General features: G+C 68.5%; 20 protein-coding genes. 15 read left to right on the top strand and 5 right to left on the bottom strand.

Annotation, left to right across the window (positions count from 1 at the left end):
- Positions 1–5: 5 nt before the first annotated feature.
- From SJY20_RS12720 to SJY20_RS12705, 4 genes are all read left to right on the top strand, one after another.
- The gene (locus SJY20_RS12720) at positions 6–743 is read left to right on the top strand and encodes a hypothetical protein (RefSeq protein WP_380787294.1); all 738 of its coding nucleotides are present in this window, start codon (positions 6–8) and stop codon (positions 741–743) included.
- Positions 740–1978, top strand: a complete 1239-nt coding sequence (locus SJY20_RS12715) for a M48 family metalloprotease (RefSeq protein WP_380787293.1) — start codon at positions 740–742, stop codon at positions 1976–1978. The genes SJY20_RS12720 and SJY20_RS12715 overlap by 4 nt, the downstream gene beginning before the upstream one ends.
- Positions 1979–1986: 8 nt before the next feature.
- The gene (locus SJY20_RS12710; protein ID WP_380787292.1) at positions 1987–2565 is read left to right on the top strand and encodes a hypothetical protein; all 579 of its coding nucleotides are present in this window, start codon (positions 1987–1989) and stop codon (positions 2563–2565) included.
- 73 nt (positions 2566–2638) lie between these two features.
- Entirely contained in the window at positions 2639–3553 is a 915-nt protein-coding gene (locus tag SJY20_RS12705; RefSeq protein WP_380787291.1) for an ROK family protein, read from the top strand.
- Between the two features lie 10 nt (positions 3554–3563).
- Here SJY20_RS12705 and dinB read toward each other — a convergent pair whose 3' ends face one another.
- Entirely contained in the window at positions 3564–4658 is a 1095-nt protein-coding gene (gene dinB / locus SJY20_RS12700; protein WP_380788685.1) for a DNA polymerase IV, read from the bottom strand.
- 122 nt (positions 4659–4780) lie between these two features.
- Here dinB and SJY20_RS12695 point away from each other — a divergent pair, with 122 nt between their 5' ends.
- Positions 4781–6211 carry a phospholipase D-like domain-containing protein gene (locus SJY20_RS12695; RefSeq protein WP_380787290.1) on the top strand — a complete coding sequence of 477 codons (1431 nt, stop codon included), beginning with the start codon at positions 4781–4783 and terminating at the stop codon, positions 6209–6211.
- 13 nt (positions 6212–6224) lie between these two features.
- On the opposite strand, the gene SJY20_RS12690 is transcribed toward SJY20_RS12695, so the two are convergent.
- Together SJY20_RS12690 and SJY20_RS12685 are read right to left on the bottom strand one after the other, a co-directional pair.
- Positions 6225–6887 (bottom strand): hypothetical protein, encoded by a 663-nt coding sequence (locus SJY20_RS12690; protein WP_380787289.1) that lies wholly within the window; start codon positions 6885–6887, stop codon positions 6225–6227.
- A gap of 41 nt (positions 6888–6928) precedes the next feature.
- A complete protein-coding gene (locus tag SJY20_RS12685; RefSeq protein WP_380787288.1) occupies positions 6929–7078 on the bottom strand; it encodes a hypothetical protein in 150 nt (49 codons plus the stop codon).
- Between the two features lie 234 nt (positions 7079–7312).
- Here SJY20_RS12685 and SJY20_RS12680 point away from each other — a divergent pair, with 234 nt between their 5' ends.
- Positions 7313–7948 (top strand): glutathione S-transferase family protein, encoded by a 636-nt coding sequence (locus tag SJY20_RS12680; protein WP_380787287.1) that lies wholly within the window; start codon positions 7313–7315, stop codon positions 7946–7948.
- A 142-nt stretch (positions 7949–8090) separates the two neighbouring features.
- Here the strand turns inward: SJY20_RS12680 and SJY20_RS12675 are convergent, their stop codons facing one another.
- Positions 8091–9392: a dicarboxylate/amino acid:cation symporter gene (locus SJY20_RS12675; RefSeq protein WP_380787286.1), complete on the bottom strand. Its 1302-nt coding sequence runs from the start codon at positions 9390–9392 to the stop codon at positions 8091–8093.
- A 75-nt stretch (positions 9393–9467) separates the two neighbouring features.
- On the opposite strand from SJY20_RS12675, the gene SJY20_RS12670 reads away from it, so the two are divergent.
- Positions 9468–10727, top strand: coding sequence for a M24 family metallopeptidase (locus SJY20_RS12670; protein WP_380787285.1), 1260 nt, complete (start codon positions 9468–9470; stop codon positions 10725–10727).
- Positions 10728–11024: 297 nt separating this feature from the next.
- Positions 11025–13664 (top strand): alanine--tRNA ligase, encoded by a 2640-nt coding sequence (alaS, locus tag SJY20_RS12665; RefSeq protein WP_380787284.1) that lies wholly within the window; start codon positions 11025–11027, stop codon positions 13662–13664.
- A 266-nt stretch (positions 13665–13930) separates the two neighbouring features.
- Here the strand turns inward: alaS and SJY20_RS12660 are convergent, their stop codons facing one another.
- Positions 13931–15574, bottom strand: a complete 1644-nt coding sequence (locus SJY20_RS12660; protein ID WP_380787283.1) for a thiamine pyrophosphate-binding protein — start codon at positions 15572–15574, stop codon at positions 13931–13933.
- 95 nt (positions 15575–15669) lie between these two features.
- Between SJY20_RS12660 and SJY20_RS12655 the strand changes: the two genes are divergently transcribed.
- The 7 genes from SJY20_RS12655 to leuC all read left to right on the top strand — a co-directional run bounded on the left by SJY20_RS12655 (position 15670) and on the right by leuC (position 22164).
- The gene (locus tag SJY20_RS12655; RefSeq protein ID WP_380787282.1) at positions 15670–16380 is read left to right on the top strand and encodes a CoA transferase subunit A; all 711 of its coding nucleotides are present in this window, start codon (positions 15670–15672) and stop codon (positions 16378–16380) included.
- A 26-nt stretch (positions 16381–16406) separates the two neighbouring features.
- Positions 16407–17393, top strand: a complete 987-nt coding sequence (locus SJY20_RS12650) for an HAD family acid phosphatase (protein ID WP_380787281.1) — start codon at positions 16407–16409, stop codon at positions 17391–17393.
- On the top strand, positions 17394–18029 hold the full coding sequence (locus SJY20_RS12645; RefSeq protein WP_380787280.1) for a 3-oxoacid CoA-transferase subunit B: 636 nt from the start codon (positions 17394–17396) through the stop codon (positions 18027–18029).
- The gene (locus tag SJY20_RS12640; protein WP_380787279.1) at positions 18029–18712 is read left to right on the top strand and encodes a glutathione S-transferase family protein; all 684 of its coding nucleotides are present in this window, start codon (positions 18029–18031) and stop codon (positions 18710–18712) included. The genes SJY20_RS12645 and SJY20_RS12640 overlap by 1 nt, the downstream gene beginning before the upstream one ends.
- Complete coding sequence (locus SJY20_RS12635; RefSeq protein WP_380787278.1) at positions 18712–19593, top strand: alpha/beta hydrolase; 882 nt, start codon at positions 18712–18714, stop codon at positions 19591–19593. The genes SJY20_RS12640 and SJY20_RS12635 overlap by 1 nt, the downstream gene beginning before the upstream one ends.
- Positions 19594–20568: an NAD-dependent epimerase/dehydratase family protein gene (locus tag SJY20_RS12630; protein WP_380787277.1), complete on the top strand. Its 975-nt coding sequence runs from the start codon at positions 19594–19596 to the stop codon at positions 20566–20568.
- A 156-nt stretch (positions 20569–20724) separates the two neighbouring features.
- Complete coding sequence (gene leuC / locus SJY20_RS12625; protein WP_380787276.1) at positions 20725–22164, top strand: 3-isopropylmalate dehydratase large subunit; 1440 nt, start codon at positions 20725–20727, stop codon at positions 22162–22164.
- Positions 22165–22251 lie beyond the last annotated feature (87 nt).

Genomic DNA, 22251 nt, shown 5'->3' with positions numbered 1-22251 from the left:
ACGGCATGGAGACGCGCGCGCGTGCGGCACTATTGGCAGCAGGGCTGCTGGCCGGATGCACGCATACCAGGCAGCTCGCCGATATCGGGTTCCAGCCGCCGGAGGGGAGCTATCGGCTGATCGTCATGCGGCCCGATGTCTCGGTCGGGCTACTGACGGCGGGCGGCGTGGTCGAGCTGCGAGAGGAGTGGGCCACCGCGGCGCGCGGCAACATCCTGCGCGCGATCGAGGCGCAGCAGGCCGGGCGGGGCGGTACCGTGACGATCGCGGCGACGCGCGACGTCACCGGATCGACGCCGGCGGCGGTCGCCGATCTCGACCGGTTGCACCAGGCGGTCGGGACGGCGATCCGCGTCCACAAATATGCCGGGATGACGTTGCCGACCAAGCGAGACCGCTTCGACTGGACGCTGGGCGACGATGCGGTGCGGTTCGGGCGCGCGACCGGCTATGACTATGCGCTGTTCCTGCATGCCGAGGACAGTTTCGCGAGCTCGGGCCGGGTCGCGGTGCAGGCGCTGGGCGTGCTTGGCTGCGTGGTCGGCTTCTGCGTCCTGCCGCACGGCGGGCGGCAGGCGGCGTTCGCGTCGCTGGTCGACCTGAGGACCGGGCGAATCGTCTGGTTCAATGCGCTCGCGTCCGGCGTCGGCGACATCCGCGATCCCCCCGGCGCGGACCGGATGATCGCCCGCCTGCTCGACCGCATGAAACCGGGCAGGACCGTGAAGACCGCCGCACGATGACGACGCGCCGCGCGTTCGTCGCCGGCGGGCTGTGCGGGTGCGCGATGCACGGCGCCGCGCAGGCCGAGCGGATCCGGCCGGCGGCGATGCAGGCGCTGGTCGCGCCCGGCTATCGCCCGGTTGACGCCGACGAGCGCGGGATGTGGCACAGCGTCGCGCGGCTGGAGGAGGAACTCGCGTCGTCCAACCTGCGATTGGATGCGCCGCAGATGCAGCGCTATGTCGAGGGCGTGATCGTGCGCCTGCTCGGCGAGCGCGCCCGCGAGACGCGGGTCTATATCGTCCACGATCCCGACTTCAACGCGGCGATGTTCCCGAACGGCATGATGATCGTGCAGACCGGGCTGCTGGCGCGGATCCGCGACGAGGCGCAGCTTGCCGCTGTGCTTGGGCATGAGTGCGGGCATTATCTGCGGCGGCATTCGCTGCAACGCTGGCGCGATTATCGGCGGAAAACCGGGATCATGGCGTTCGTCGGCGCGGGCACGCGGATCGTCGCGGGGGTTTCGCTGAGCGTCGGCGTCGATCCGCGCGGCTGGATCGACATCGCCAATTCGATCAACACCGCCTTGGTGTGCTCGATCCGGCAATTCTCGCGCGAGAGCGAGCGGGAGGCGGACGCGTTCGGGGTCAGGCTGATCGAGCAGGCCGGGTACCCGCCCGACGCCGCAGCCGAGGTGTGGCGGCACTATGTCGAGGAACGTCGTGCCAGCGCCCGGGCGCGCGACAAGCGCTACCGGGACAAGGCGCGATCGGCGACCTCGACGCATCCGCCGACCGCGGAGCGGATGCTCGACCTGACGGCCTCCGCGCGGGAACTGGAGGCGGCGTCGGCGCCGCCGCGGCTTTATGATGACGGGCGCGACGCATGGCGTGCCGTCGTCGCGCCGTTGAGGGCCGGCCTGCTCGACGAACAGATCAAGCTGAACGATCCCGGCGCCAGCCTGTATCTGGTCAACGCGCTCGCGCAGGACGGTTGGGATGGAACGCTGCGCTATTGCGAGGGCGAGGCGTACCGGCTGCGCGACGAGCCCGGCGACGCCGCCCGCGCCGGTTGGGCGTACGCGCAGGCGGTGACGCTCGACGATGCGCCGCCCGAGGCGTGGCGTGCCAATGGCTATGCGCTGCTGAACGCCGGGGACGCCGACCGTGGGCGCCAGTCGCTCGCTCGCTATCTCGCCCGCAAACCCGATGCGACAGACGCGGCGATGGTCCGCTTCGCGCTCGCCCAGTGAGGATCGCCATGCGCTACGTCCCCGCACTCCTGCTGGCGATCACCGCCTGCGCGCCGCACTACACGCTGGTGTCGCCGGCACCCGTCGCGGTCGCCAGACGGAGCATGCATGTCCACCCCGGGATCGCCTGGAACAAGGCGCCGAAGGGGCGATACGACATCGCCTGGGAAGAGAACTGGACCGAGAACGGTGCCACGCTGGACTCGCTCGGGTTCATCGGTGGGCTGCCGGACGGCCAGGCGATCGTGAAGCAGCGCCGCAAGGTCGACCGCAAGGTCCCGGTGTTCCGCGCGACGATGAGCCCGCAGGATCTCGTCGCGATGATCGAGAGCTATTACCGCATTCGCGCGGGCGCCGCGGTGTTCGAGACCCGCGGGGTGGCGCCGGCGCGGTTCCTCGGCGTGCCCGGGTTGCAGTTCGACTTCGCCTATGTCGGCGCGGACGAGGTCAGGCGGCGCGGCCGCGCGGTGCTGGCGGTGGTCGACGGCAAATTCTATTGCCTGTCGCTCGACGGAGCGGCGTTGCATTATTTCGACGCCGCGCTGCCCGAATTCGACGCGATCGCACGGTCCGCCACGCGCAGGTGAGCGACCGAGCTTGACGCCGCCGCCCCACCGACCGATGCGGGCGCCCGGCTCGCCTTGGGCCAGGAGCATGTGCATGACCGAAGCCCCGTTGATCGCTGGAATCGAGCTCGGCGGCACCAAGATCATCTGCATCCTCGCGCGCGGTCCCGACGATATCGAGGAGACGGTCCGCATCCCGACGACGCGCCCTGACGAGACGATGGCGGCGATCGAGGCGGTGCTGGATCGCTGGAGCGGGTTCCTCGCGATCGGGATCGGCAGCTTCGGTCCGGTGTCGATCGACCGGCATTCGCGCGATTATGGCCACATCACCTCGACGCCGAAACCCGGCTGGGCCGGCACCGATATCGCCGGCCGACTGCAGCGGCGCTACGGCGTGCCGGCCGGATTCCACAGCGATGTCGTCGGCGCTGCGCTGGCGGAGGCGCGCTGGGGCGCCGCCAAGGGCCTGGCCGACATCGCCTATGTCACGGTCGGCACCGGCGTCGGCGCGGGGATGATCGCGGGCGGGCGCCCGGTCGATGGACTGACGCACAGCGAGCTCGGGCATATCCGTCCGGTGCGCTTCCCCGGCGACGACTGGATCGGCCATTGCCCGTTCCACGGCGCCTGCGTCGAGGGGCTTGCCGCAGGCCCTGCGATCGCAGCGCGGATCGGCCAGCCCGCGCACGAGGCGCCTGCCGACCATCCGGTGTGGGACTGCGTCGCGCATGCGCTGGGCCAGCTGCTGCATACGCTGGTGCTGACCGGCATCCCGCGGCGGATCGTGATGGGCGGCGGGGTGATGGACGCGTCGCACCTGTTCCCGCGCGTCCGCGCCGCGATGACGCGCAGCCTGAACGGCTACATCGCGCTGCCCGAGGTCGGGCTGACCGACAGCTTCATCGTGCCCCCGTCGCTCGGCGGCAATGCCGGTCCGCTGGGCGCGATCGTGCTCGGCGAACACGCCCTGGCCGATTATCGAGGGACGGCGTTTACGTCGGCGTGATCGGCTGGCGCTAAAGTAGCAGCGCGGGCTGCACCGGTTCGTCGTCCCCGACGATCCCCGACAGCGTCAGGCCCAGCAATCGCACGCCGTCGGGCACCGGTAGTTGCGCCGCCAGCAGTTCCAGCCCGGCCGCCAGGAAGACAGCCTGGTCCGACACCGGTCCCGAGAACGATCGCGCCCGCGTGATGGTGCGGAAATCGGCATGCCGCAGCTTCAGCGTCACGGTCCGCCCCTTCACGTCGTGACGCGCGATCCGGACCCAGGCCGCCTCTGCCACGCGCTCCATCCCGGCGCGCAGGTCGGCAGGGTCGGTCAGGTTGGTGTCGAAGGTCCGCTCCGCGCCGACCGACTTGGCGATACGGTTGACGCGCACCGGCCGGAAATCCTCGCCCCGCGCGGCGCGGTAGAGATACTCGGCATAGCTCCCGAAATGCGCCTGCAGAAAGCTCAGCGGCCGGTCGCGCAGGTCGGCACCCGACAGGATCCCCAGCCGTTCCATCTTCTGCGCGGTCACCGGCCCGACCCCGTGGAACCGCTTGACCGGCAGCGAGGCGACGAACGCCGCGCCCTTGTGCGGCGGGATCACGCAGATGCCGTCGGGCTTGTTCTGGTCGGACGCCAGCTTGGCGATGAACTTGTTGTAGCTGACCCCCGCCGATGCCGTAAGCCCGGTGGTTTCGCGGATTCGCGCGCGGATTTCCTCGGCGATCGCCTTCGCCGATCCCAGCCCGCGGACATCCTCGGTCACGTCCAGATACGCCTCGTCGAGCGACAGCGGTTCGACCAGCGCGGAATAATCGGCGAAGATCGCGCGGATCTGGTCCGACACCGACTTGTAGACCTCGAACCGTGGCTTCACGAAGACGAGGTCGGGGCAACGCCGGATCGCGGTGACCGACGGCATCGCGCTGCGCACCCCGAACACCCGCGCCTCATAGCTCGCCGCCGCGACGACGCCGCGCGCGCGTGACCCGCCGACCGCGACCGGGCGCCCCTTCAGCGCCGGATCGTCGCGCTGTTCGACCGATGCGTAGAAGGCATCCATGTCGACATGGATCACCTTGCGCTGCACGGGCGGGGGGCTAGGAGGGGCGCGATCGGGCATCGTCCGGCATAGATAAGCGCGCGAGCGCCGCCGATACAGGTGGCGCATGCGCGTGCCTGATACAGGTGGCGCCTCAGCGTGCCTTAGACAGGTGGCGCATCCGCGCTGGCGAAGGGACGTCGATGCAGGTCGGAAAAGAATGCTGGCGGATCGAAAGCGCACGGCGGATGGCCGTGATCGTCGATGCCGCGGATTATTTCCGCCACGCGCGCGTCGCGATGCTGGGCGCCAAGCGCCGGATCATGCTGATCGGGTGGGATTTCGACGCGCGGATCGACCTGGAACCCGGCGTCGAGCGGCCCGGCGAGCCGACCACCCTTGGGCAGTTCATCTATTGGCTGGTCGAGCGCGAACCCGACCTAGAAGTGTTCCTGCTGCGCTGGGATACCGGCGCGATCAAGTCGCTGTTCCGCGGCTCGACGATCCTGACGATGCTGAAATGGATGCGGCATCCGCGCATCCACACCAAGCTCGACGGCCATCACCCGACCGGCGCGTCGCATCACCAGAAGATCGTGATCATCGACGACAGCTTCGCGTTCTGCGGTGGCATCGACATGACCGGCGACCGCTGGGATACGCGCGAACACCTGCATGACAATCCGCTGCGGGTTCAGCCGTCGGGCAAGCCGTACAAGCCGTGGCACGACGCGATCAGCGCGGTCGAGGGGCCGATCGCGGTCGCGCTGGGCGAACTGTTCCGCCGCCGCTGGCAGCTTGCGGGCGGCGAGGCGATGGCGGACCCCGCGCCCGGCGACGAATTCTGGCCGGAGGGGCTGCCGGTCGACTTCGAGGGCCAGCAGGTCGCGATCGCGCGGACCGAGCCCGAAATGCCCGACCAGCCCCCGGTCCATGAGAGCGAGGCGCTGTTCCTCGCCCAGATCGCTGGCGCCAGGCGGCATCTGTATATCGAGAGCCAGTATTTCGCCTCGCGCCGGATTGCCGAGGCGGTCGCGCGGCGGCTCGACGAAGCGGACGGCCCCGAGATCGTCATCATCAATCCCGAGACCGCGCAGGGCTGGCTCGAACCGCTGGCGATGGATACCGCGCGCGCCCGGCTGATGGCGGCGCTGATGCACCGCGACGTCCACAAGCGGCTGCGGATGTACCACCCCTATACGTCGGAAGGCGCGGCGATCTATTGCCATGCCAAGATCCTGATCGCGGACGACGACGTGTTCCGGCTTGGTTCGTCGAACATGAACAACCGGTCGCTGCGGCTCGATACCGAATGCGACCTGGCGATCCGCGCGTCCGATCCGGCGACTGCGACCTGCATCGCCAAGGTCCGCGACGGCCTGATCGCCGAGCATCTGGGGGTCGAACGCGACGTGGTGACCGAGAAGATCGCGGAAACCGGCTCGCTGATCGCCACGATCGAGGCGTTGCGCGGGCACGGCAAGACGGTGCGTCCCTACGAGGTCCCCGACCTGACGACGGTGGAAGCCTGGCTTGCCGACAACGAGGTCCTCGATCCCGAAGGACCCGAGGAGATGTTCGAATCGCTCGACAAGCGCGGGCTGTTCCGGCGCTGGCGAACGTCCGGACGCTGACCGCCGCCCGAGGCTAGGTCGACGGCGCGATGGTGTTGGTCAGCAGGGTTTCGATGCGGTCCAGACCACGCTGGGTGAGTTGTGGCTGATCGACGCGGTTGCCGTCGAATTCCACCAGCGCGCACGAGCGCAGCGCGCGGAGCCAGTTCGCCTTTGAGGTGGCCGAGATGCATCGGGTGGCGCACGCGTCGCCATCGTCGAGACCGCGACCCTCCGCTTCGGCGACATAGAGGCCGAGCAGCACCGACCAGGCGCCGTCGTTGAACAGATCGGGACCCAGCGCGGCATTGCGATCGGCGATCAGCCGGGTCTGCCGCTTCGCCGCCGCCCAGAGGTCTGCCGGGGTGGCTTGCGGCTCCTTCAGATCGAGACTGAAGATCGTTCCGATCAGCCGCCCCTGGTCGAGCCCGGTGTGCAGCTTCGAGATTTCGACGGTCGCCCAGACATGGCCGCCCCGCGGCAGGATATAGCGCTTGCGCAACCGCAACGGCTGTCCGCCCACGGGCATCAGGTCGACCCGGTTCACGTTCGCATGCCGATCGTCGGGGTGCGTGATGTCCGAATAGGTCAGGCCGTGCAGTTCGGCCTTCGACCGCTGCAGGAAGTCCGCGACCGCCCCGTCCATCGTGAGCAGCAGACCGGACTCGGCGCCGATCGAGTGACCGATCATCGTCATATCATCGGCCTTGATCGTCCGGCATGGCTATCCCCTTCGTGTCATGGCGAAACGTCGTGATCGCCCGCGCCGTCATAGCGGGACGACTGGATCCATTCGATGCAGTCGGAAAGCTTGGCCGCGAGGACGAAATCGTCGAGACTCTCCGCGAGTTCGCACGCCCGCGTCAACGGTTCGGTCAGTTTCCTCAACTCGGTTGCACGATCCGACTCACACATAGCTACTCGCTCCACTCGACCGGTCATGCCACCTAAACTTGGGTTCATTTCCGATCAATCGTGAGCAACGTTCGACAGTACAGAACGGACGCAACGCCGTGGCTGTTCGAGCCCGAACGGGCGTCCCGTGCATTGCACCACCGACCGCGGTCTGCGACCATCCCTGCGATGGCGGCGCCGCCCCAGCAGCCCGAGAGGAAGAGCCTTATGACGATCATCGTCCACCATCTGAACAATTCGCGGTCGCAGCGCGTGCTGTGGATGCTCGAGGAACTCGGGCTGCCCTATACGATCAAGCGCTATCAGCGCGACGCCAAGACGATGCTCGCGCCGCCCGAACTGAAGCAGGTCCACCCGCTCGGCAAGTCGCCGGTGATCGAGGACACCGACGCCGACGGCCTGGTGGTCGCCGAGACCGGCGCGATCGTCGAATATCTCGTCGACAAGGGCGACGGACGGCTGGGCGCGCCGGCGAAACGCGCGGATGCGCTGCGCTACCGGTTCTGGCTGCATTATGCGGAAGGGTCGCTGATGCCGCCGCTGCTGCTGAAACTGGTGGTCAGCCGCATCCCGGTGTTCGGGAAGGTCGCGCTCAAGCGGATCCAGCCGATGATCGACGTGCATCTCGATTACATCGAATCCGAACTGGCGCAGCGGCCGTGGTTCGCCGGCGACCAGATGACCGCCGCCGACATCATGATGAGCTTCCCGCTCGAAGCCGCGCGCAGCCGCGCTGGGCTGGATCAATCGCGTCCGGCGACGATCGCGTGGCTGGCGAAGGTGCATGCGCGGCCTGCGTACCAGGCGGCGCTGGCGAAGGGTGGGCCGTACGCTTACGCTTGAGGCGGTCCACCCCTCGATCCGTCACCCCAGATTCTACCGTCACCTCAGCGAAGGCTGGGGTCTCCCTGTGGATGCCGCAGCGCCCGCTCCGGAGAGATGCCAGCCTTCGCTGGCATGACGGTCAGGGGAGGGCGCCCAGACTTCAGCCGTGGCCGGTCAGCCCATGGCTCGGCGCATGCGGTGGTTCGATATCGATCGGCTCGGGCGGATCGAGTTCGCCCTCCCAGCGCGCCACCACGCTTGCCGCGACCGCGTTGCCGATCACGTTGGTGGCCGATCGGCCCATGTCGAGGAAATGGTCGACCGCGAGGATCAGCAACAGCCCCGCCTCCGGAATATGGAACAGCGGCAGCGTCGCGGCGATCACCACCAGGCTGGCGCGCGGCACTCCGGCGATCCCCTTCGAGGTCACCATAAGCACCAGCAGCATCGTGATCATCTGCCCCAGCGACAGATGGATGCCATACGCCTGCGCGATGAACAGCGACGCGAACGTCATGTAGATCATCGAGCCGTCGAGGTTGAACGAATAGCCGAGCGGCAGCACGAAGCTGGAGATCTTCGGCGGTACCCCGAACCGGTCGAGCGCTTCCAGCGTCCTGGGATATGCCGCCTCGGACGACGCCGTAGTGAAGGCTAGCAGCAGCGGTGCACGGATATAACCGACCAGCAGGCTCATCCGCCGGCCGATGAACACGAACCCGAGCCCGATCAGCAGCGCCCACAGCAGTCCGAGACCGATGTAGAAGGTCAGCATGAAATAGCCGAGGTCGCCGATCACCCCCGGCCCCCGTTCGGCGAGCGTGCTGGTGACCGCGGCGAACACCGCGAACGGCGCGAACCGCATGACGTAGTTGGTGATCTGCAGCATCACGCTGGCCAGCGCGTCGATCGCGCGGACGAGGGGGGCGGCCTTCTCGCCGACCGCGGTGATCGCGACGCCGACGAACAGCGACATGATGACGATCTGCAGGATCTCGTTCTCGGCCATCGCCTGGATCATCGACGCGGGGACGATGTGCGTCACGAACTTGGCGATGTCGAACGCCGCCTGGTCGACGCCGCTGGATGCGGTGACCGGCGGCAGCGGCAGGTTGAGCCCGACCCCCGGGTGGAACAGGTTGACCAGGATCAGGCCCAGCGTCAGCGACAACAGGCTGGCGCAGAGGAACCAGCCGACCGCGCGCAGGCCGACGCGGCCGAGCGCCCCGGTGTCGCCCATGTGCGCGATGCCGACCACCAGCGTCGAGAACACCAAAGGCGCGATGATCATCTTGATCAGCCGCAGGAAGATCGTCGTGACGATCGAGACATAGCCCGCGATCTCGGTCAGCCGCGCCGCCGAGGCCGCGCTGCCGTCGTCGATCGCGACGTGTAGCCCCCATCCGGTCACCAGCCCCAGCACCAGGCCGATGAGGATATAGAGGGTCAGGCGGTTGGCCAAATTCGATCTCCCGAGAAACGTCGCGCCTAGGGAGGGGATTGCGGCGGCGCGGTCAAGGACCCTATCGTCCCGTCCATGTCCCCACACCCCAATCGCCGCCACATCCTCGCCGCCGCCGCCGCACTGCCGCTGCTGTCGACCACGGCGCTGCTGCGCGCGGCGGAGCCCGACCTGTCGGCGCTGTCGGACATCACCGGCGCGGCCCGCCCGATCGACGCCACCGAGCGCGCCGCGCGGCTGGCGCGCGCGCAAGGGTTGATGAAGGCCGCAGGGATCGGCGCGGTGGTGATCGAGCCGGGATCGTCGATGATCTACTTCACCGGAGTGCGCTGGCACACCAGCGAGCGGCTGACGCTGGCGATCCTGCCGGTCGAGGGGACCCCGTGCATCGTCACGCCGTTCTTCGAGGAGCCGTCGGTGCGCGAAACGCTCGCGGTGCCGGCGGAGGTTCGGGTCTGGCAGGAGGATGAAGACCCGCTCGCGGTCGTCGCGGGGTTCCTGCGCGACCGGCGGTTGGCGGCACGCGCCGTCGCGGTCGAGGAGAATGTGCGGTATTTCGCCGCCGCCGGGCTGACCCGCGTGCTGCCCGACGCGCCGATCGTCTCGGCGAACCCGGTCGTGCGTGGCTGCCGGATGATCAAGACGCCCGCCGAGATCGCGCTGATGCAGGCGGCAACCGACGTCACGCTCGCCGCGTATCGCTGGACGCACGCGCGGGTCGAGGCGGGCATGACCGGTCCCGACATCTCGGCGCTGATGAACGCCGCGACCCGGAAACTTGGGGGTGCGCCCGAATTTGCGTTGGCGCTGATCGGCGAGGCGTCGGCCTATCCGCATGGCAGTCGCGAGATCCACCGCGTCGCCGACGGGCAGGTCGTGCTGATGGACTGCGGCTGTACCGTCCAGGGCTATCAGTCGGACATCTCCCGGACCTGGGTGCATGGTGCGGCGACGGCCGAGCAGCGGAAGACCTGGGACCAGGTCGCGCGAGGCCAGCAGGTCGCGTTCGCCGCCGCGCGGATCGGGGTGGCCGCGGGGAGCGTCGACGATGCGGTGCGGCGCTATTACGAATCGCTCGGGCTGGGGCCGGGCTACAAGCTGCCCGGGCTATCGCACCGCACCGGGCACGGGATCGGCATGGACGGGCACGAGCCGGTCAACTTCGTCCACGGCGAGACGACGCGGCTGGCGGCGGGGATGTGCTTTTCGGACGAACCGGGGATTTATGCGCCGGGCAAGTTCGGGGTGCGGATCGAGGATTGCTTCCACATGACGGCGGCGGGGCCGGCGTGGTTCAGCGTGCCGCCCAAATCTATCGATGCGCCGTTGGGGTAGGGGGGCATCGGCCGCCTCCCAGTACCACCCCGGCGGAGGCCGGGGCCCAATTGGGGACGGTGTGAAACAGCGGACCGCCCTCAGTTACCATTGCCTTCCCAATTGGGCTCCGGCCTCCGCCGGGGTGGTGCCGGAGGTGTGTCACATTCGAACGACAGCTCCCGCCTCCTTGTTCTCCCGCGAAGGCGGGAGCCCAGTCTGGGTCCCCGCCTTCGCGGGGAAACAAGCTTTGGAACGTACACAACCTCGCCCACACCCTCACTTGAGCGAACCGCGCCGCTCGCCTAAGTCCCGCGGATGACCTCGACCAACGACATCCGCCGCGGCTTCCTCGATTTCTTCGCAGGCCAGGGCCACACCATCGTCCCGTCCGCGCCGCTGGTGCCGCAGAACGATCCGACGCTGATGTTCGTCAACGCCGGGATGGTGCCGTTCAAGAACGTCTTCACCGGGCAGGAATCGCGGCCCTATTCGACCGCGGCGTCGAGCCAGAAATGCGTCCGCGCCGGTGGCAAGCACAACGACCTCGACAATGTCGGCTACACCGCGCGGCACCACACCTTCTTCGAGATGCTCGGCAATTTCTCGTTCGGCGATTACTTCAAGGAACAGGCGATCCTCAACGCCTGGACGCTTCTCACGCGCGACTGGGGCCTGTCGCCCGACAAGCTGACCGCGACGGTCTATCACACCGACGACGAGGCGTTCGACCTGTGGAAGAAGATCGCCGGCCTCCCCGATCACCGCATCATCCGCATCCCGACCAAGGACAATTTCTGGACGATGGGCGAGAACGGCCCGTGCGGGCCTTGTTCCGAAATCTTCTACGACCACGGCGACCACATCCCCGGCGGTCCTCCGGGATCGCCGGACGAGGACGGCGATCGCTTCGTCGAGATCTGGAACCTCGTGTTCATGCAGTATGAGCAGGTCAACAACGAGATCGTCGGCAGCCTGCCGAAACCCTCGATCGACACCGGCATGGGGCTCGAGCGCATCGCCGCGGTCATGCAGGGCGTCACCGACAATTACGACACCGACACCTTCAAGGCGCTGATCGCCGCGTCGGGCTCGCTGACGCATACCGCGACCGATGGCGCCAACACCGCCAGCCACCGCGTCATCGCCGATCACCTGCGCACCAGCGGCTTCCTGATCGCCGACGGCGTGCTGCCGGCGAGCGAAGGCCGCGGCTACGTCCTGCGCCGGATCATGCGCCGCGCGATGCGTCATGCGCATATCCTGGGTGCGAAGGAGCCGTTGATGCACCGGCTGGTACCTGCGCTCGTCACGGAGATGGGCGCCGCGTACCCCGAACTCTCCCGTGCGCGCGGCCTGATCGAGGCGACCCTGCAGCAGGAGGAGACGCGGTTCCGCCAGACGCTCGACAAGGGGCTCAAGCTGCTCGACGAGGCGACCGCGGACATGACCGAAGGCACATTGCCCGGCGAGACCGCGTTCAAGCTCTACGACACGTTCGGCTTCCCGTATGATCTAACCGAGGACGCGCTGCGCGAGCGCGGGATCGGCGTGGACCGCGCCGGGTTCGACACCGCGATGGCCGAGCAGAAGCGCGCCGCGCGTGCCGCCTGGAAGGGTTCGGGCGCGAAGGCCTCGGACGACATCTGGTTCGACATCGCCGAGACCAGCGGCAGCACCGAATTCCTCGGCTATGCGTCGGACAGCGGCGAGGGCGAGGTCGTCGCGCTCGTCAAGGACGGCGCGCGCGTCGAGTCCGCGACCGCGGGCGACACCGTGGCGATCGTCGTCAACCAGACGCCGTTCTACGGCGAGAGCGGTGGCCAGGTCGGTGATGCCGGGCAGATCACGAACGACGCCGGGCTGCATGCCGATGTCACCGACACCTCGAAGCAGCTCGGCCGGGTGTTCGTCCATCAGGCGGTGATCGGCTCGGGTGACGTCAAGGTCGGCGATTCGGTCAAGCTGCAGATCGACGTCGCGCGCCGCGCGCAGATCCGCGCCAATCATTCCGCGACGCACCTACTGCACGAGGCGCTGCGGGAACGGCTCGGCAAGCATGTCGCGCAGAAGGGCAGCCTGGTCGCGCCCGATCGCCTCCGCTTCGACTTCTCGCAACCGGTGGGCATGACGCCCGCCGACATCGCGCAGGTCGAGGCCGACGTGAACGCGCAGGTTCGCGGCAACGGCGCGGTCACCACGCTGCTGATGACGCCGGACGCGGCGATCGAGATGGGCGCGATGGCGCTGTTCGGCGAGAAATACGGCGACGAGGTCCGCGTGGTGTCAATGGGATCGACCGCGGACGGCACCTATTCGATCGAGCTGTGCGGCGGAACGCACGTGAACGCGCTCGGCGATATCGGCCTGTTCAAGGTGGTCGGCGAGGGCGCGGTATCGAGCGGTATCCGGCGCGTCGAGGCGCTGACCGGCGAGGCGGCGCGGGCCTATCTTAGCGGGCGCGACGATCGCCTGCGCGAGGCGGCGGCGGTGCTCAAGTCGACCCCCGACGAAGTTCCGGCCCGCGTCGCGGCGTTGATCGAGGATCGCCGGCGGTTGGAGCGTGAGCTGGCCGATGCGAAGAAGGCGCTGGCGCTGGGCGGCGGTGGTGGCGAAACGGCCGGTCCGGAACAGGTCGGCGGCGTCGCGTTCATCGGCCAGGTCCTGAACGACTTCGAAGCCAAGGGCCTGCGCGGCGCGGTCGACGACGCCAAGCAGCGTCTGGGGTCCGGCGTAGCGGTGATGCTCGCCGTCAACGAAGGCCGCGCCTCGGTCGCGGTCGGCGTGACCGCGGATCTGGTCGCCACGCACAACGCTGTCGACTTGCTCAAGGTCGCGGTCGCGGCGCTCGGCGGGCAGGGCGGCGGCGGCCGGCCCGACATGGCGCAGGGCGGTGGGCCGGACGGCGACAAGGCGGCTGATGCGCTGGCGGCGGTGCGGGCGAAGCTGGAGGCCTGACCGCGTCCAATCTCACTGCCCGTTCCCTCGCGGACGCGGGGGCCCAGCTAAGTACCGATACCGATCGTGACTCCTGGGCCCCCGCCTTCGCGGGGGAACAGGAAGTGAGCGCGTAAGACCACCCGCTATAACAGGCTCCAACCCGGCGAAGGCCAGGGACTGACCCCCCTTCCTGCGTCATCCTGACGAAAGTCAGGACCCAGAGTTACGAACGGTGCGCTTGGTACCCTGGGTCCTGACTTTCGTCAGGATGACGGGGAAATGGGTTAGCCGCTCCGCACTTTCGCCAGCGTCGTCCCCGCAGTAATCGCCTCGACATCGGTCTTCAGGTGCAGCATCCGCACCCCGGTCTGCCCCATCGCGCGCGCCAATGCCGGCGCGAAATCCTCGGTCCGCGCGACGGTTTCCGCCCCGCATCCATAGGCCCGCCCCAGCGCCGCGAAATCCGGATTGCCCAGCGTGGTCCCCACCACCCGCCCCGGATACTCGCGCTCCTGGTGCATCCGGATCGTCCCGTAGGCGCCATTGTCCACGACGATCACCAGCATGTCCGCGCCGTGTGCGACCGCGGTCGCCAGTTCCTGTCCGTTCATCAGGAAACAGCCATCGCCCGCCAGCGCGACCACACTGCGCCCCGGATGCCGCAGCGACGCCGCGACCGCCGCGGGCACGCCGTAGCCCATCGCCCCGGCGGTCGGCGCCAGCTGCGTCCCCGGCCCCGCATAGGGCCAGTAGCGATGCCACCACCCCGAATAATTCCCGGCCCCGTTGCAGATGATCGTATCCGCTGGCAGCCGCTCGCGCATCGCCGCGACGCATGGGCCCAGGTCCATCGCCAGCGCGCGCGGTTGCGGTGTCGACCAGGCCTGCCACTCCGCATGCGCCTCGTGCCCCGCGGTGCGCGGCGGCAGGTCGACCGCGAGCAACGCCTCGGCGAACTCCGCCATCCCTGCACAGATCGCGACATCGGCACGGTAGGTGCGCTGCAGTTCATCCGGGTCGGGATGGATATGGATCAGCCGCTGCCCCGGATGATCGGGGGTGACCAGCGCATAGCCATCGGTGGTTGCCTCGCCCAGCCGCGGCCCGACCACCAGCAACAGGTCGGCGGCCTTTACCCGTTCGACGAGCTTCGGATTGGGGCCATAGCCGAGATTACCGGCCCAGACCGGGCAGTCGTTGGGGATCGCATCCTGGCGCCGGAACGCCGCTGCGACGGGGATGCCGTTGCGGTCGGCCCAGGTCGCGAACGCGCCCGAGGCGGCGACGTCCCAGCCGGCGCCACCGACGATCGCGACCGGGCGTTCGGCGGTGGCGAGCAGGTCCGCGAGCAGGTCCATGGTGTCGGCGTCGGCGGCCTGCGCGACCCGCTCGACACGCGGCCGGTCGACCGCGTCGGCGACGTCGAGCAGCATGTCCTCGGGCAGCGCCAGCACCACCGGCCCGGGCCGTCCCGACATCGCGGTCGCATAGGCGCGCGCGACATATTCGGGGATGCGCCGCGCATCGTCGATCCGCGCCGCCCACTTCGCGATCGGCGAAAACATCGCGGTGAAGTCGACCTCCTGGAACGCCTCGCGATCGCGGGTGCCGCGGTCGACATCGCCGATGAACAGGATCATCGGCTGCGAATCCTGCATCGCGACATGGACGCCGATCGATGCGTTGGTCGCGCCGGGCCCGCGGGTGACGAACGCGACGCCCGGTCGCCCGGTCATCGCGCCGTCTGCGCACGCCATGAACGCGACTCCGCCCTCCTGCCGGCAGGTGACGAGATCGATCGCGGGGGTGTCGTGCAGCGCGTCGAGCACGGCGAGGAAACTCTCGCCCGGCACGGTGAAGATCCTGTCGCAGCCTTGCGCGACGAGTTGGTCGACGAGGATACGGCCGCCGGTCCTGGACTGTGTCATCGCCGCATCCTGCCGCCTGCCTTGCGCGAAGTCGAGCGCCGACGATTGCGGTCGCCGGGCCGGCACTCTATGCGCGAGACGAAAGAGGAGGATGCATGGCGCACAAACGCTACGACGATGCGGCGGCGGCTCTGGACGGCGTGCTGTTCGACGGCATGACGATCTGCGCGGGCGGATTCGGACTATGCGGCATCCCCGGACGGCTGATCGACGCGATCGAGGCTTCGGGCGTCCGGAACCTGACGATCGCGAGCAACAATGCCGGCATCGACGGCCAGGGCCTCGGCAAGCTGCTGCGATCGCGCCAGGTCAGGAAGATGATCAGCTCCTATGTCGGCGAAAACAAGGAGTTCGAGCGGCAATATCTGAGCGGCGAGCTCGAGGTCGAGTTCTGTCCGCAGGGCACGCTCGCCGAACGCGTGCGGGCAGGGGGCGCGGGCATCCCCGGATTCTATACCAAGACCGGCGTCGGCACGCAGGTCGCCGACGGCAAGGAAGTGAAGGTCTTCGACGGCCAGGAGTATATCCTGGAGCTCGCGATCCGCGCCGACCTGTCGATCATCAAGGGGTGGAAGGCAGACGGGGCGGGCAATTTGATGTTCCGCAAGACCGCGCGCAACTTCAACCAGCCGATGGCCACCGCGGGGAAAATCTGCGTCGCCGAGGTCGAGGCGATCGTGCCGGTCGGCAGCCTGGATCCCGATGCGATCCACTTGCCCGGCATCTATGTGAACCGGATGATCATGGGCGGGCCGTACGACAAGAAGATCGAGTTCCGCACCGTGCGCGAGCGGGCCGCCGCGTGAGACACCGCGCGACGCTTGCGTTGGTGATGGCGGCACTGCTGGTGCAGGGTTGCGTGGCGGCGGCGATTCCGGTCGTGGCGGGTGGACTCGTGGGTCGGACCAAGCTGCAGGACCGCAACGCCAAACGCGAACTCAAGCGCGACCGGGCCGCGGCGCGGCTGGCCGAAGCGAAGGGCCTGCCGCGGCCGGCCGCGATGGCGGATGCCGGCACCGTTCCCGGATCGATGCAGTATCTCTACGGCTCCGGCGAAGCGGCGGCACTCGACGTGCAGGCCTATACGGCGCTCGGCGATTATCTGGTCGGCCTGCCCGCGGATCGGTCGATCGGGCACGACGTCCCCTCGGTGGTGATCGCGCGGGGATCGCCGCTGGAGGCGCCGCGCTTCGTTCCGTGCGGCGACAAGCCGCTCGCGATCGTGTTCGACATCGATGAAACCGCGATCCTCAATCTCGGTTACGAAGCCGATGCGGCGCGGCGTGGCGAGACCTTCGATGCAGCGCGCTGGGCCGACTGGGAGCGCACCGGCGCCGGTCATGTCGCGGTGGTGCCGGGGCTGCTCGAGGTCATCAAGATGGCGCGGGCCGAGCATATCGCGGTGGTGTTCAACTCCAACCGCAGCGTCGCGCATGCCGCCGAGACCGCGGCGATGCTGGACGGCGTCGGGCTGGGGCCGGTGGTGCACGGCGACACGCTGTGGCTGCAGGGCGATGCCGGTGGCACCGACAGCGGCAAGGACGCGCGGCGCTGGGCGATCGCCGCCAAATATTGCGTCGTCGCGATGTCCGGCGATCAGCTCGGCGATTTCAGCGACCTGTTCAACACGCCGGCGATGACGCCCGCCGTGCGCCGCGCCGCGGTCGGGGGCCGGATGCTGTCGCTGATGTGGGGGCATGGCTGGTTCATGCTGCCCAACCCGATCTATGGCACCGGGCTGAAGGGCGATTTCGACACTGTCTTCCCGCCGTCGACGCACTGGACCCCGACCCCGATACCAGCCGCCAAGGAGAAGTAAATGCCCTGGGATCGCAATCAGATGGCGGCGCGCGCGGCGCAGGAACTCCGCGACGGCTTCTACGTCAACCTCGGCATCGGCATCCCGACGCTGGTCGCCAACTACATCCCGGCGGGGGTCGACGTGACGCTGCAGTCGGAGAACGGCATGCTCGGGATCGGTCCGTTCCCCTATGACGAAGACGTCGATGCCGACCTGATCAATGCCGGCAAGCAGACCATCAGCGCGCTGCCGTCATCGTCCTATTTCAGCTCGGCGGACAGCTTCGCGATGATCCGCGGCGGGCATATCGACCTGACCGTGCTCGGCGCGATGGAGGTCAGCGAAGGCGGCGACATCGCCAACTGGATGATCCCCGGCAAGATGATCAAGGGCATGGGCGGCGCGATGGACCTGGTCGCGGGCGTCAAGAAGATCATCGTGGTGATGGACCACAATGCCAAGGACGGCAGCCCCAAGTTCATCCCGGCCTGCACGCTGCCGCTGACCGGCCGGAACGTCGTCGACATGATCGTCACCGATCTGGCGGTGTTCCAGCGCCCCGATCATGACGCCCCGTTCGAACTGGTCGAAATGGCGCCGGGCGTGACGGCGGACGAGATCGCCGCGAAGACCACCGCGCGCTACACCGCCTGATGGGCTACACCCTCGTCACCGCGAACCGCAATTACTCGAGCTGGTCGCTGCGGCCCTGGGTCTTGATGAAGGCGCTTGGCATCGCCTTCGAGGACCGGATCGAGCCGTTCCTCGCGCCCGTCAATTACGACGCGTTTCGCGCCTTCTCGCCGACCGGGCAGGTGCCGGTGCTGATCGATGGCGCGCGAACCGTGTGGGATTCGCTCGGTATCGTCCTCTACCTCGCCGAGCGTCACGACGGCGTGTGGCCGATCGACGAAGATGCGCGCGGCTGGGCGATCTGCGCGACCGCCGAAATGCATGGCGGGTTCTCCGCGCTCCGCAACGAGCGGACCATGAACGTCGGGGTGCGGGTCGATGCTGCCCCCGGTAGCGACGCGCTCGACCGCGACGTCGCGCGCATCGCCGAACTCTGGGGCGAAGGACTCGACCGGTTCGGCGGCCCTTGGCTCGCGGGCGCCGACTTCACCGCGGTCGATGCGTTCTATGCGCCGGTTGCGTTCCGCGTGCGCACCTATGGCATCGACGTCGGTCCGGCCGGGCTCGCCTGGGTCGAGCGGATCATCGCCCACCCGGCGATGCGCGATTGGGAATCGACCGCTCTCGTCGAGGCTTGGCGCGAGGAGGGTCACGAGGCCGATCTCGCGGCCTGCGGATCGATCACCGCGGATTTCCGCCGCTGATGCGCCGCGTCGCGATTGTTCTGGCGCTGATCGTGATCCTGATCGCAGGCACGGCGTTCACCGCGGGGCCGGGCACGCTCAGCGTCCTCGACGGCGTGATGGGCGGCGGCCGCGGGACGGCGCGCGTCCGCGAAGGCGTCCCGTTCGGCACGCACGGCCAGAAACTAGACGTCTGGCGCCCGTCCGGTGGCGCGAAGACCGGCCTTCCGGTGCTGATCTTCTGGTATGGCGGCGGCTGGGTGCACGGCTCGCGCGGCGCCTATGCGTTCGCGGCGCGCGCCTATGCCAAGGCGGGCTACGTCGTCGTCATGCCCGACTACCGCAAGGTGCCCGACGTGCGGTTCCCCGCGTTCCTGCAGGACGGCGCGGAGGCGGTAAAATGGACCCGCGACCACATCGCAGAGGATGGCGGAGACCCCGACCGGATCGCCGTCGCCGGCCATTCCGCCGGCGCCTACACCGTCGCGATGCTGACCCTCGACGAGCGCTGGCTGAAGGCGGAAGGCGTCGACCCGCACATCATCAAGGCCGCGGTCGGGCTGTGCGGCCCGTACGACTTCTACCCGTTCACGGCGCAGCGCGCGATCGACGCGATGCAGGGCGCGGCGGACCCGGTGATGACCCAGCCGATCCATTTCGCCCGCGCCGATGCGCCGCCGATGCTGCTGATCACCGCGGGCGACGACACGCAGGTGAAGCCGCATAACGCGATCAACCTCACCGCGCGGTTGACGGCGCTGGGCGCGCCGGTCCGGCACATCGACTATCCCGGTCTGAGCCACGAGAACGTCGCGATGGCGCTGTCGAAGCCGTTCCGTGGCAAGGCGCCGGTGCTGGCGGACAGCGTCGCGTTCCTCGATGCCAGTCTGAAGGTGCGATAGATGCGCGTCCTGGTCACCGGATCGTCGGGGTGGCTGGGACGCTATCTGGTCCCGGCGCTGGTCGCGGCCGGTAACGACGTCATCGGGCTGGACGTCGCGGCCGGTCCCCATACCAAAGTGATCGGATCGGTCGCCGACCGCGCGCTGATCGACCGGCTGTTCGCCGAGACGCGGATCGACGCGGTGATCCACGCCGGCGCGCTGCACAAGCCCGACATCGTCCGCTATCCGCGCCAGGCGTTCATCGACGTCAACGTCAGCGGCACGCTCAACCTGCTCGAAGCCGCGGTCGCGCACGGGGCGTCGCGGTTCGTCTTCACCTCGACCACCTCGCTGATGATCAGCCATGCGATCCGCGCCGGCGAAGGCGATGCGGCGGTGTGGATCGACGAGACGATGACGCCGCTGGAGCCGCGCAATATCTACGGCGTCACCAAGCTGGGTGGCGAGCGGCTGTGCCGGCTGATCCATGACGAGACCGGGCTGCCGGTCGTGATCCTGCGTACCAGCCGGTTCTTTCCCGAGGAGGACGACACGCTGCGGACCTTGTCGGGCGAGAACATGAAGGCGAACGAACTGCTTCACCGCCGCCTGACCGTCGAGGATGCGGTGGCGGGCCACCTCGCCGCGCTGGAGAAGACGCCGGAGATCGGCTTCGACACGCTGATCCTGTCCGCCCCGACGCCGTTTTCGCGTGGCGAGGCGGCGGCGTTGAAGACCGATGCGGCGGCGGTGATCGCGGCGCATTATCCGCAGGCGGCCGCGCTGTATGCGGCGCGCGGATGGTCGCTGCCTGCGAGCATCGATCGGATCTATGACGCGGGGCGGGCGGAGCGCGTGTTGGGGTTCCGCTGTGCCACGGATTTCGCGGCGGTGCTGGGTGCGCTCGAATACGGCGAGCCGCTGCCGTTCGCCCATGATGCCGACTATACCTCCCCCCTCGTCATCCCGGACTTGATCCGGGATCCAGGGTAACGGGCGCTGCCGCCTGTAACCCTGGGTCCTGACTTTCGTCAGGATGACGGAAGCGCGCAGCAGGATGACGGACTGGTCGGAAAGGGCGGCGGCACGAGTAAGAAAGTTGCCGGAAAGCTTGGCCCGGCGCGCGGTTTCGGTTAACGGAGCGCCGTCATGGCAACCCGTCCGCAAACGCTGTACGAAAAGATCTGGGCCGCGCATGTCGTCGAGCGACGCGACGATGGCACCTGCCTGATCTATATCGACCGCCACCTCGTCCACGAAGTCACCAGCCCGCAGGCGTTCGACGGCCTGCGCCTTGCCGGTCGCCCGGTGCGCCGCCCCGACCTGACGCTGGCGGTGCCCGATCACAACCTGCCGACGACGCAGCGTGTCGATGCGCAGGGTCGCGAGATCCCGATCGCCGACCCCGAGAGCGCGGCACAGCTCGACGCGCTCCGCCGCAACACGACCGAGTTCGGCATCGACTATATCGACGCCAACGCGGTGCAGCAGGGCATCGTCCATGTCATCGGGCCAGAACTGGGCTTCACGCTGCCCGGCACGACTCTGGTGTGCGGCGACAGCCACACCTCGGCGCACGGTGCGCTCGGTGCACTGGCATTCGGGATCGGCACCAGCGAGGTCGAGCATGTCCTCGCCACCCAGACCCTGCTGCTGTCGCCGTCCAAGACGCTGGAAGTGCGGGTCGACGGCGAACTCGGCTTCGGCGTCAGCGCGAAGGACGTCATCCTCGCGATCGTCGGGCGCCTGGGCGCTGCCGGCGGCACCGGCTATGTGATCGAATTCACCGGCAGCGTGATCCGGAACCTGTCGGTCGAGGGTAGGCTGACGATCGCGAACATGTCTATCGAGGCGGGCGCGCGTGCCGGCTTGGTCGCGCCCGACGACACGACCTTCGCCTATCTCAAGGGCCGGCCGATGGCGCCCTCGGGCAAGGCCTGGGACGATGCGGTCGCCTATTGGCGGACGCTGCCCAGCGACGCTGGCGCGGTCTATGACAAGACCATCGTGATCGACGCCGCAGAGATCGCGCCGGGCCTCACCTGGGGCACCAGCCCCGAGGATTTCGTGTCGATCACCGGCGTCGTGCCCGACCCCCAGAGCTTTGCCGATCCCGCCAAGCGGATCGCGGCGCAGAAGTCGCTCGACTACATGGGTCTGACCGCGGGCACGCCGATGACCGAGGTCAGCGTCCAGCACGTCTTCATCGGCAGCTGCACCAACAGCCGGATCGAGGATCTGCGCGCCGCCGCGAGCATCGCCGACGGCCGCCACGTCGCGGCCGGCGTCCGCGCGCTGGTCGTGCCGGGCTCGGGTCAGGTCAAGCGTCAGGCCGAGGCCGAGGGGCTCGACCGGATCTTCAAGACCGCCGGGTTCGAATGGCGCGAGCCTGGCTGTTCGATGTGCCTGGCGATGAACCCGGACAAGGTGCCGCCGGGCGAGCGCTGCGCATCGACGTCCAATCGTAATTTCGTCGGGCGACAGGGGCCGGGGGCGCGCACGCACCTCGTCTCGCCGGCGATGGCTGCCGCTGCTGCGGTGACCGGGCATTTGAGTGACGTACGAGACTTGATGGGGGAACGGGCGTGAAGAAGGTTCTGGTCTTGCTGGTAGCAGGCGCAATGTTCAGCGGCGTCGCGGCGTATGTCGCATCCGCGCGCCCGCTCACGGAGCATC

This window comes from Sphingomonas sp. R86521 (assembly GCF_042466235.1).
Classification (GTDB): Bacteria; Pseudomonadota; Alphaproteobacteria; order Sphingomonadales; family Sphingomonadaceae; genus Sphingomonas.
Note: the sequence above shows the minus strand (reverse complement) of the source record. Positions and strands in the feature narration are given on the sequence as shown.

Excerpts from the sequence above, each read along its gene's own strand:
- SJY20_RS12720 (WP_380787294.1), top strand. The coding sequence starts at position 6 with ATGGAGACGCGCGCGCGTGCGGCACTATTGGCAGCAGGGCTGCTGGCC.
- SJY20_RS12715 (WP_380787293.1), top strand. The coding sequence starts at position 740 with ATGACGACGCGCCGCGCGTTCGTCGCCGGCGGGCTGTGCGGGTGCGCG.
- SJY20_RS12710 (WP_380787292.1), top strand. The coding sequence starts at position 1,987 with ATGCGCTACGTCCCCGCACTCCTGCTGGCGATCACCGCCTGCGCGCCG.
- SJY20_RS12705 (WP_380787291.1), top strand. The coding sequence starts at position 2,639 with ATGACCGAAGCCCCGTTGATCGCTGGAATCGAGCTCGGCGGCACCAAG.
- dinB (WP_380788685.1), bottom strand. The coding sequence starts at position 4,658 with ATGCCCGATCGCGCCCCTCCTAGCCCCCCGCCCGTGCAGCGCAAGGTG.
- SJY20_RS12695 (WP_380787290.1), top strand. The coding sequence starts at position 4,781 with ATGCAGGTCGGAAAAGAATGCTGGCGGATCGAAAGCGCACGGCGGATG.
- SJY20_RS12690 (WP_380787289.1), bottom strand. The coding sequence starts at position 6,887 with ATGACGATGATCGGTCACTCGATCGGCGCCGAGTCCGGTCTGCTGCTC.
- SJY20_RS12680 (WP_380787287.1), top strand. The coding sequence starts at position 7,313 with ATGACGATCATCGTCCACCATCTGAACAATTCGCGGTCGCAGCGCGTG.
- SJY20_RS12670 (WP_380787285.1), top strand. The coding sequence starts at position 9,468 with ATGTCCCCACACCCCAATCGCCGCCACATCCTCGCCGCCGCCGCCGCA.
- alaS (WP_380787284.1), top strand. The coding sequence starts at position 11,025 with ATGACCTCGACCAACGACATCCGCCGCGGCTTCCTCGATTTCTTCGCA.
- SJY20_RS12660 (WP_380787283.1), bottom strand. The coding sequence starts at position 15,574 with ATGACACAGTCCAGGACCGGCGGCCGTATCCTCGTCGACCAACTCGTC.
- SJY20_RS12655 (WP_380787282.1), top strand. The coding sequence starts at position 15,670 with ATGGCGCACAAACGCTACGACGATGCGGCGGCGGCTCTGGACGGCGTG.
- SJY20_RS12650 (WP_380787281.1), top strand. The coding sequence starts at position 16,407 with ATGGCGGCACTGCTGGTGCAGGGTTGCGTGGCGGCGGCGATTCCGGTC.
- SJY20_RS12645 (WP_380787280.1), top strand. The coding sequence starts at position 17,394 with ATGCCCTGGGATCGCAATCAGATGGCGGCGCGCGCGGCGCAGGAACTC.
- SJY20_RS12640 (WP_380787279.1), top strand. The coding sequence starts at position 18,029 with ATGGGCTACACCCTCGTCACCGCGAACCGCAATTACTCGAGCTGGTCG.
- SJY20_RS12635 (WP_380787278.1), top strand. The coding sequence starts at position 18,712 with ATGCGCCGCGTCGCGATTGTTCTGGCGCTGATCGTGATCCTGATCGCA.
- SJY20_RS12630 (WP_380787277.1), top strand. The coding sequence starts at position 19,594 with ATGCGCGTCCTGGTCACCGGATCGTCGGGGTGGCTGGGACGCTATCTG.
- leuC (WP_380787276.1), top strand. The coding sequence starts at position 20,725 with ATGGCAACCCGTCCGCAAACGCTGTACGAAAAGATCTGGGCCGCGCAT.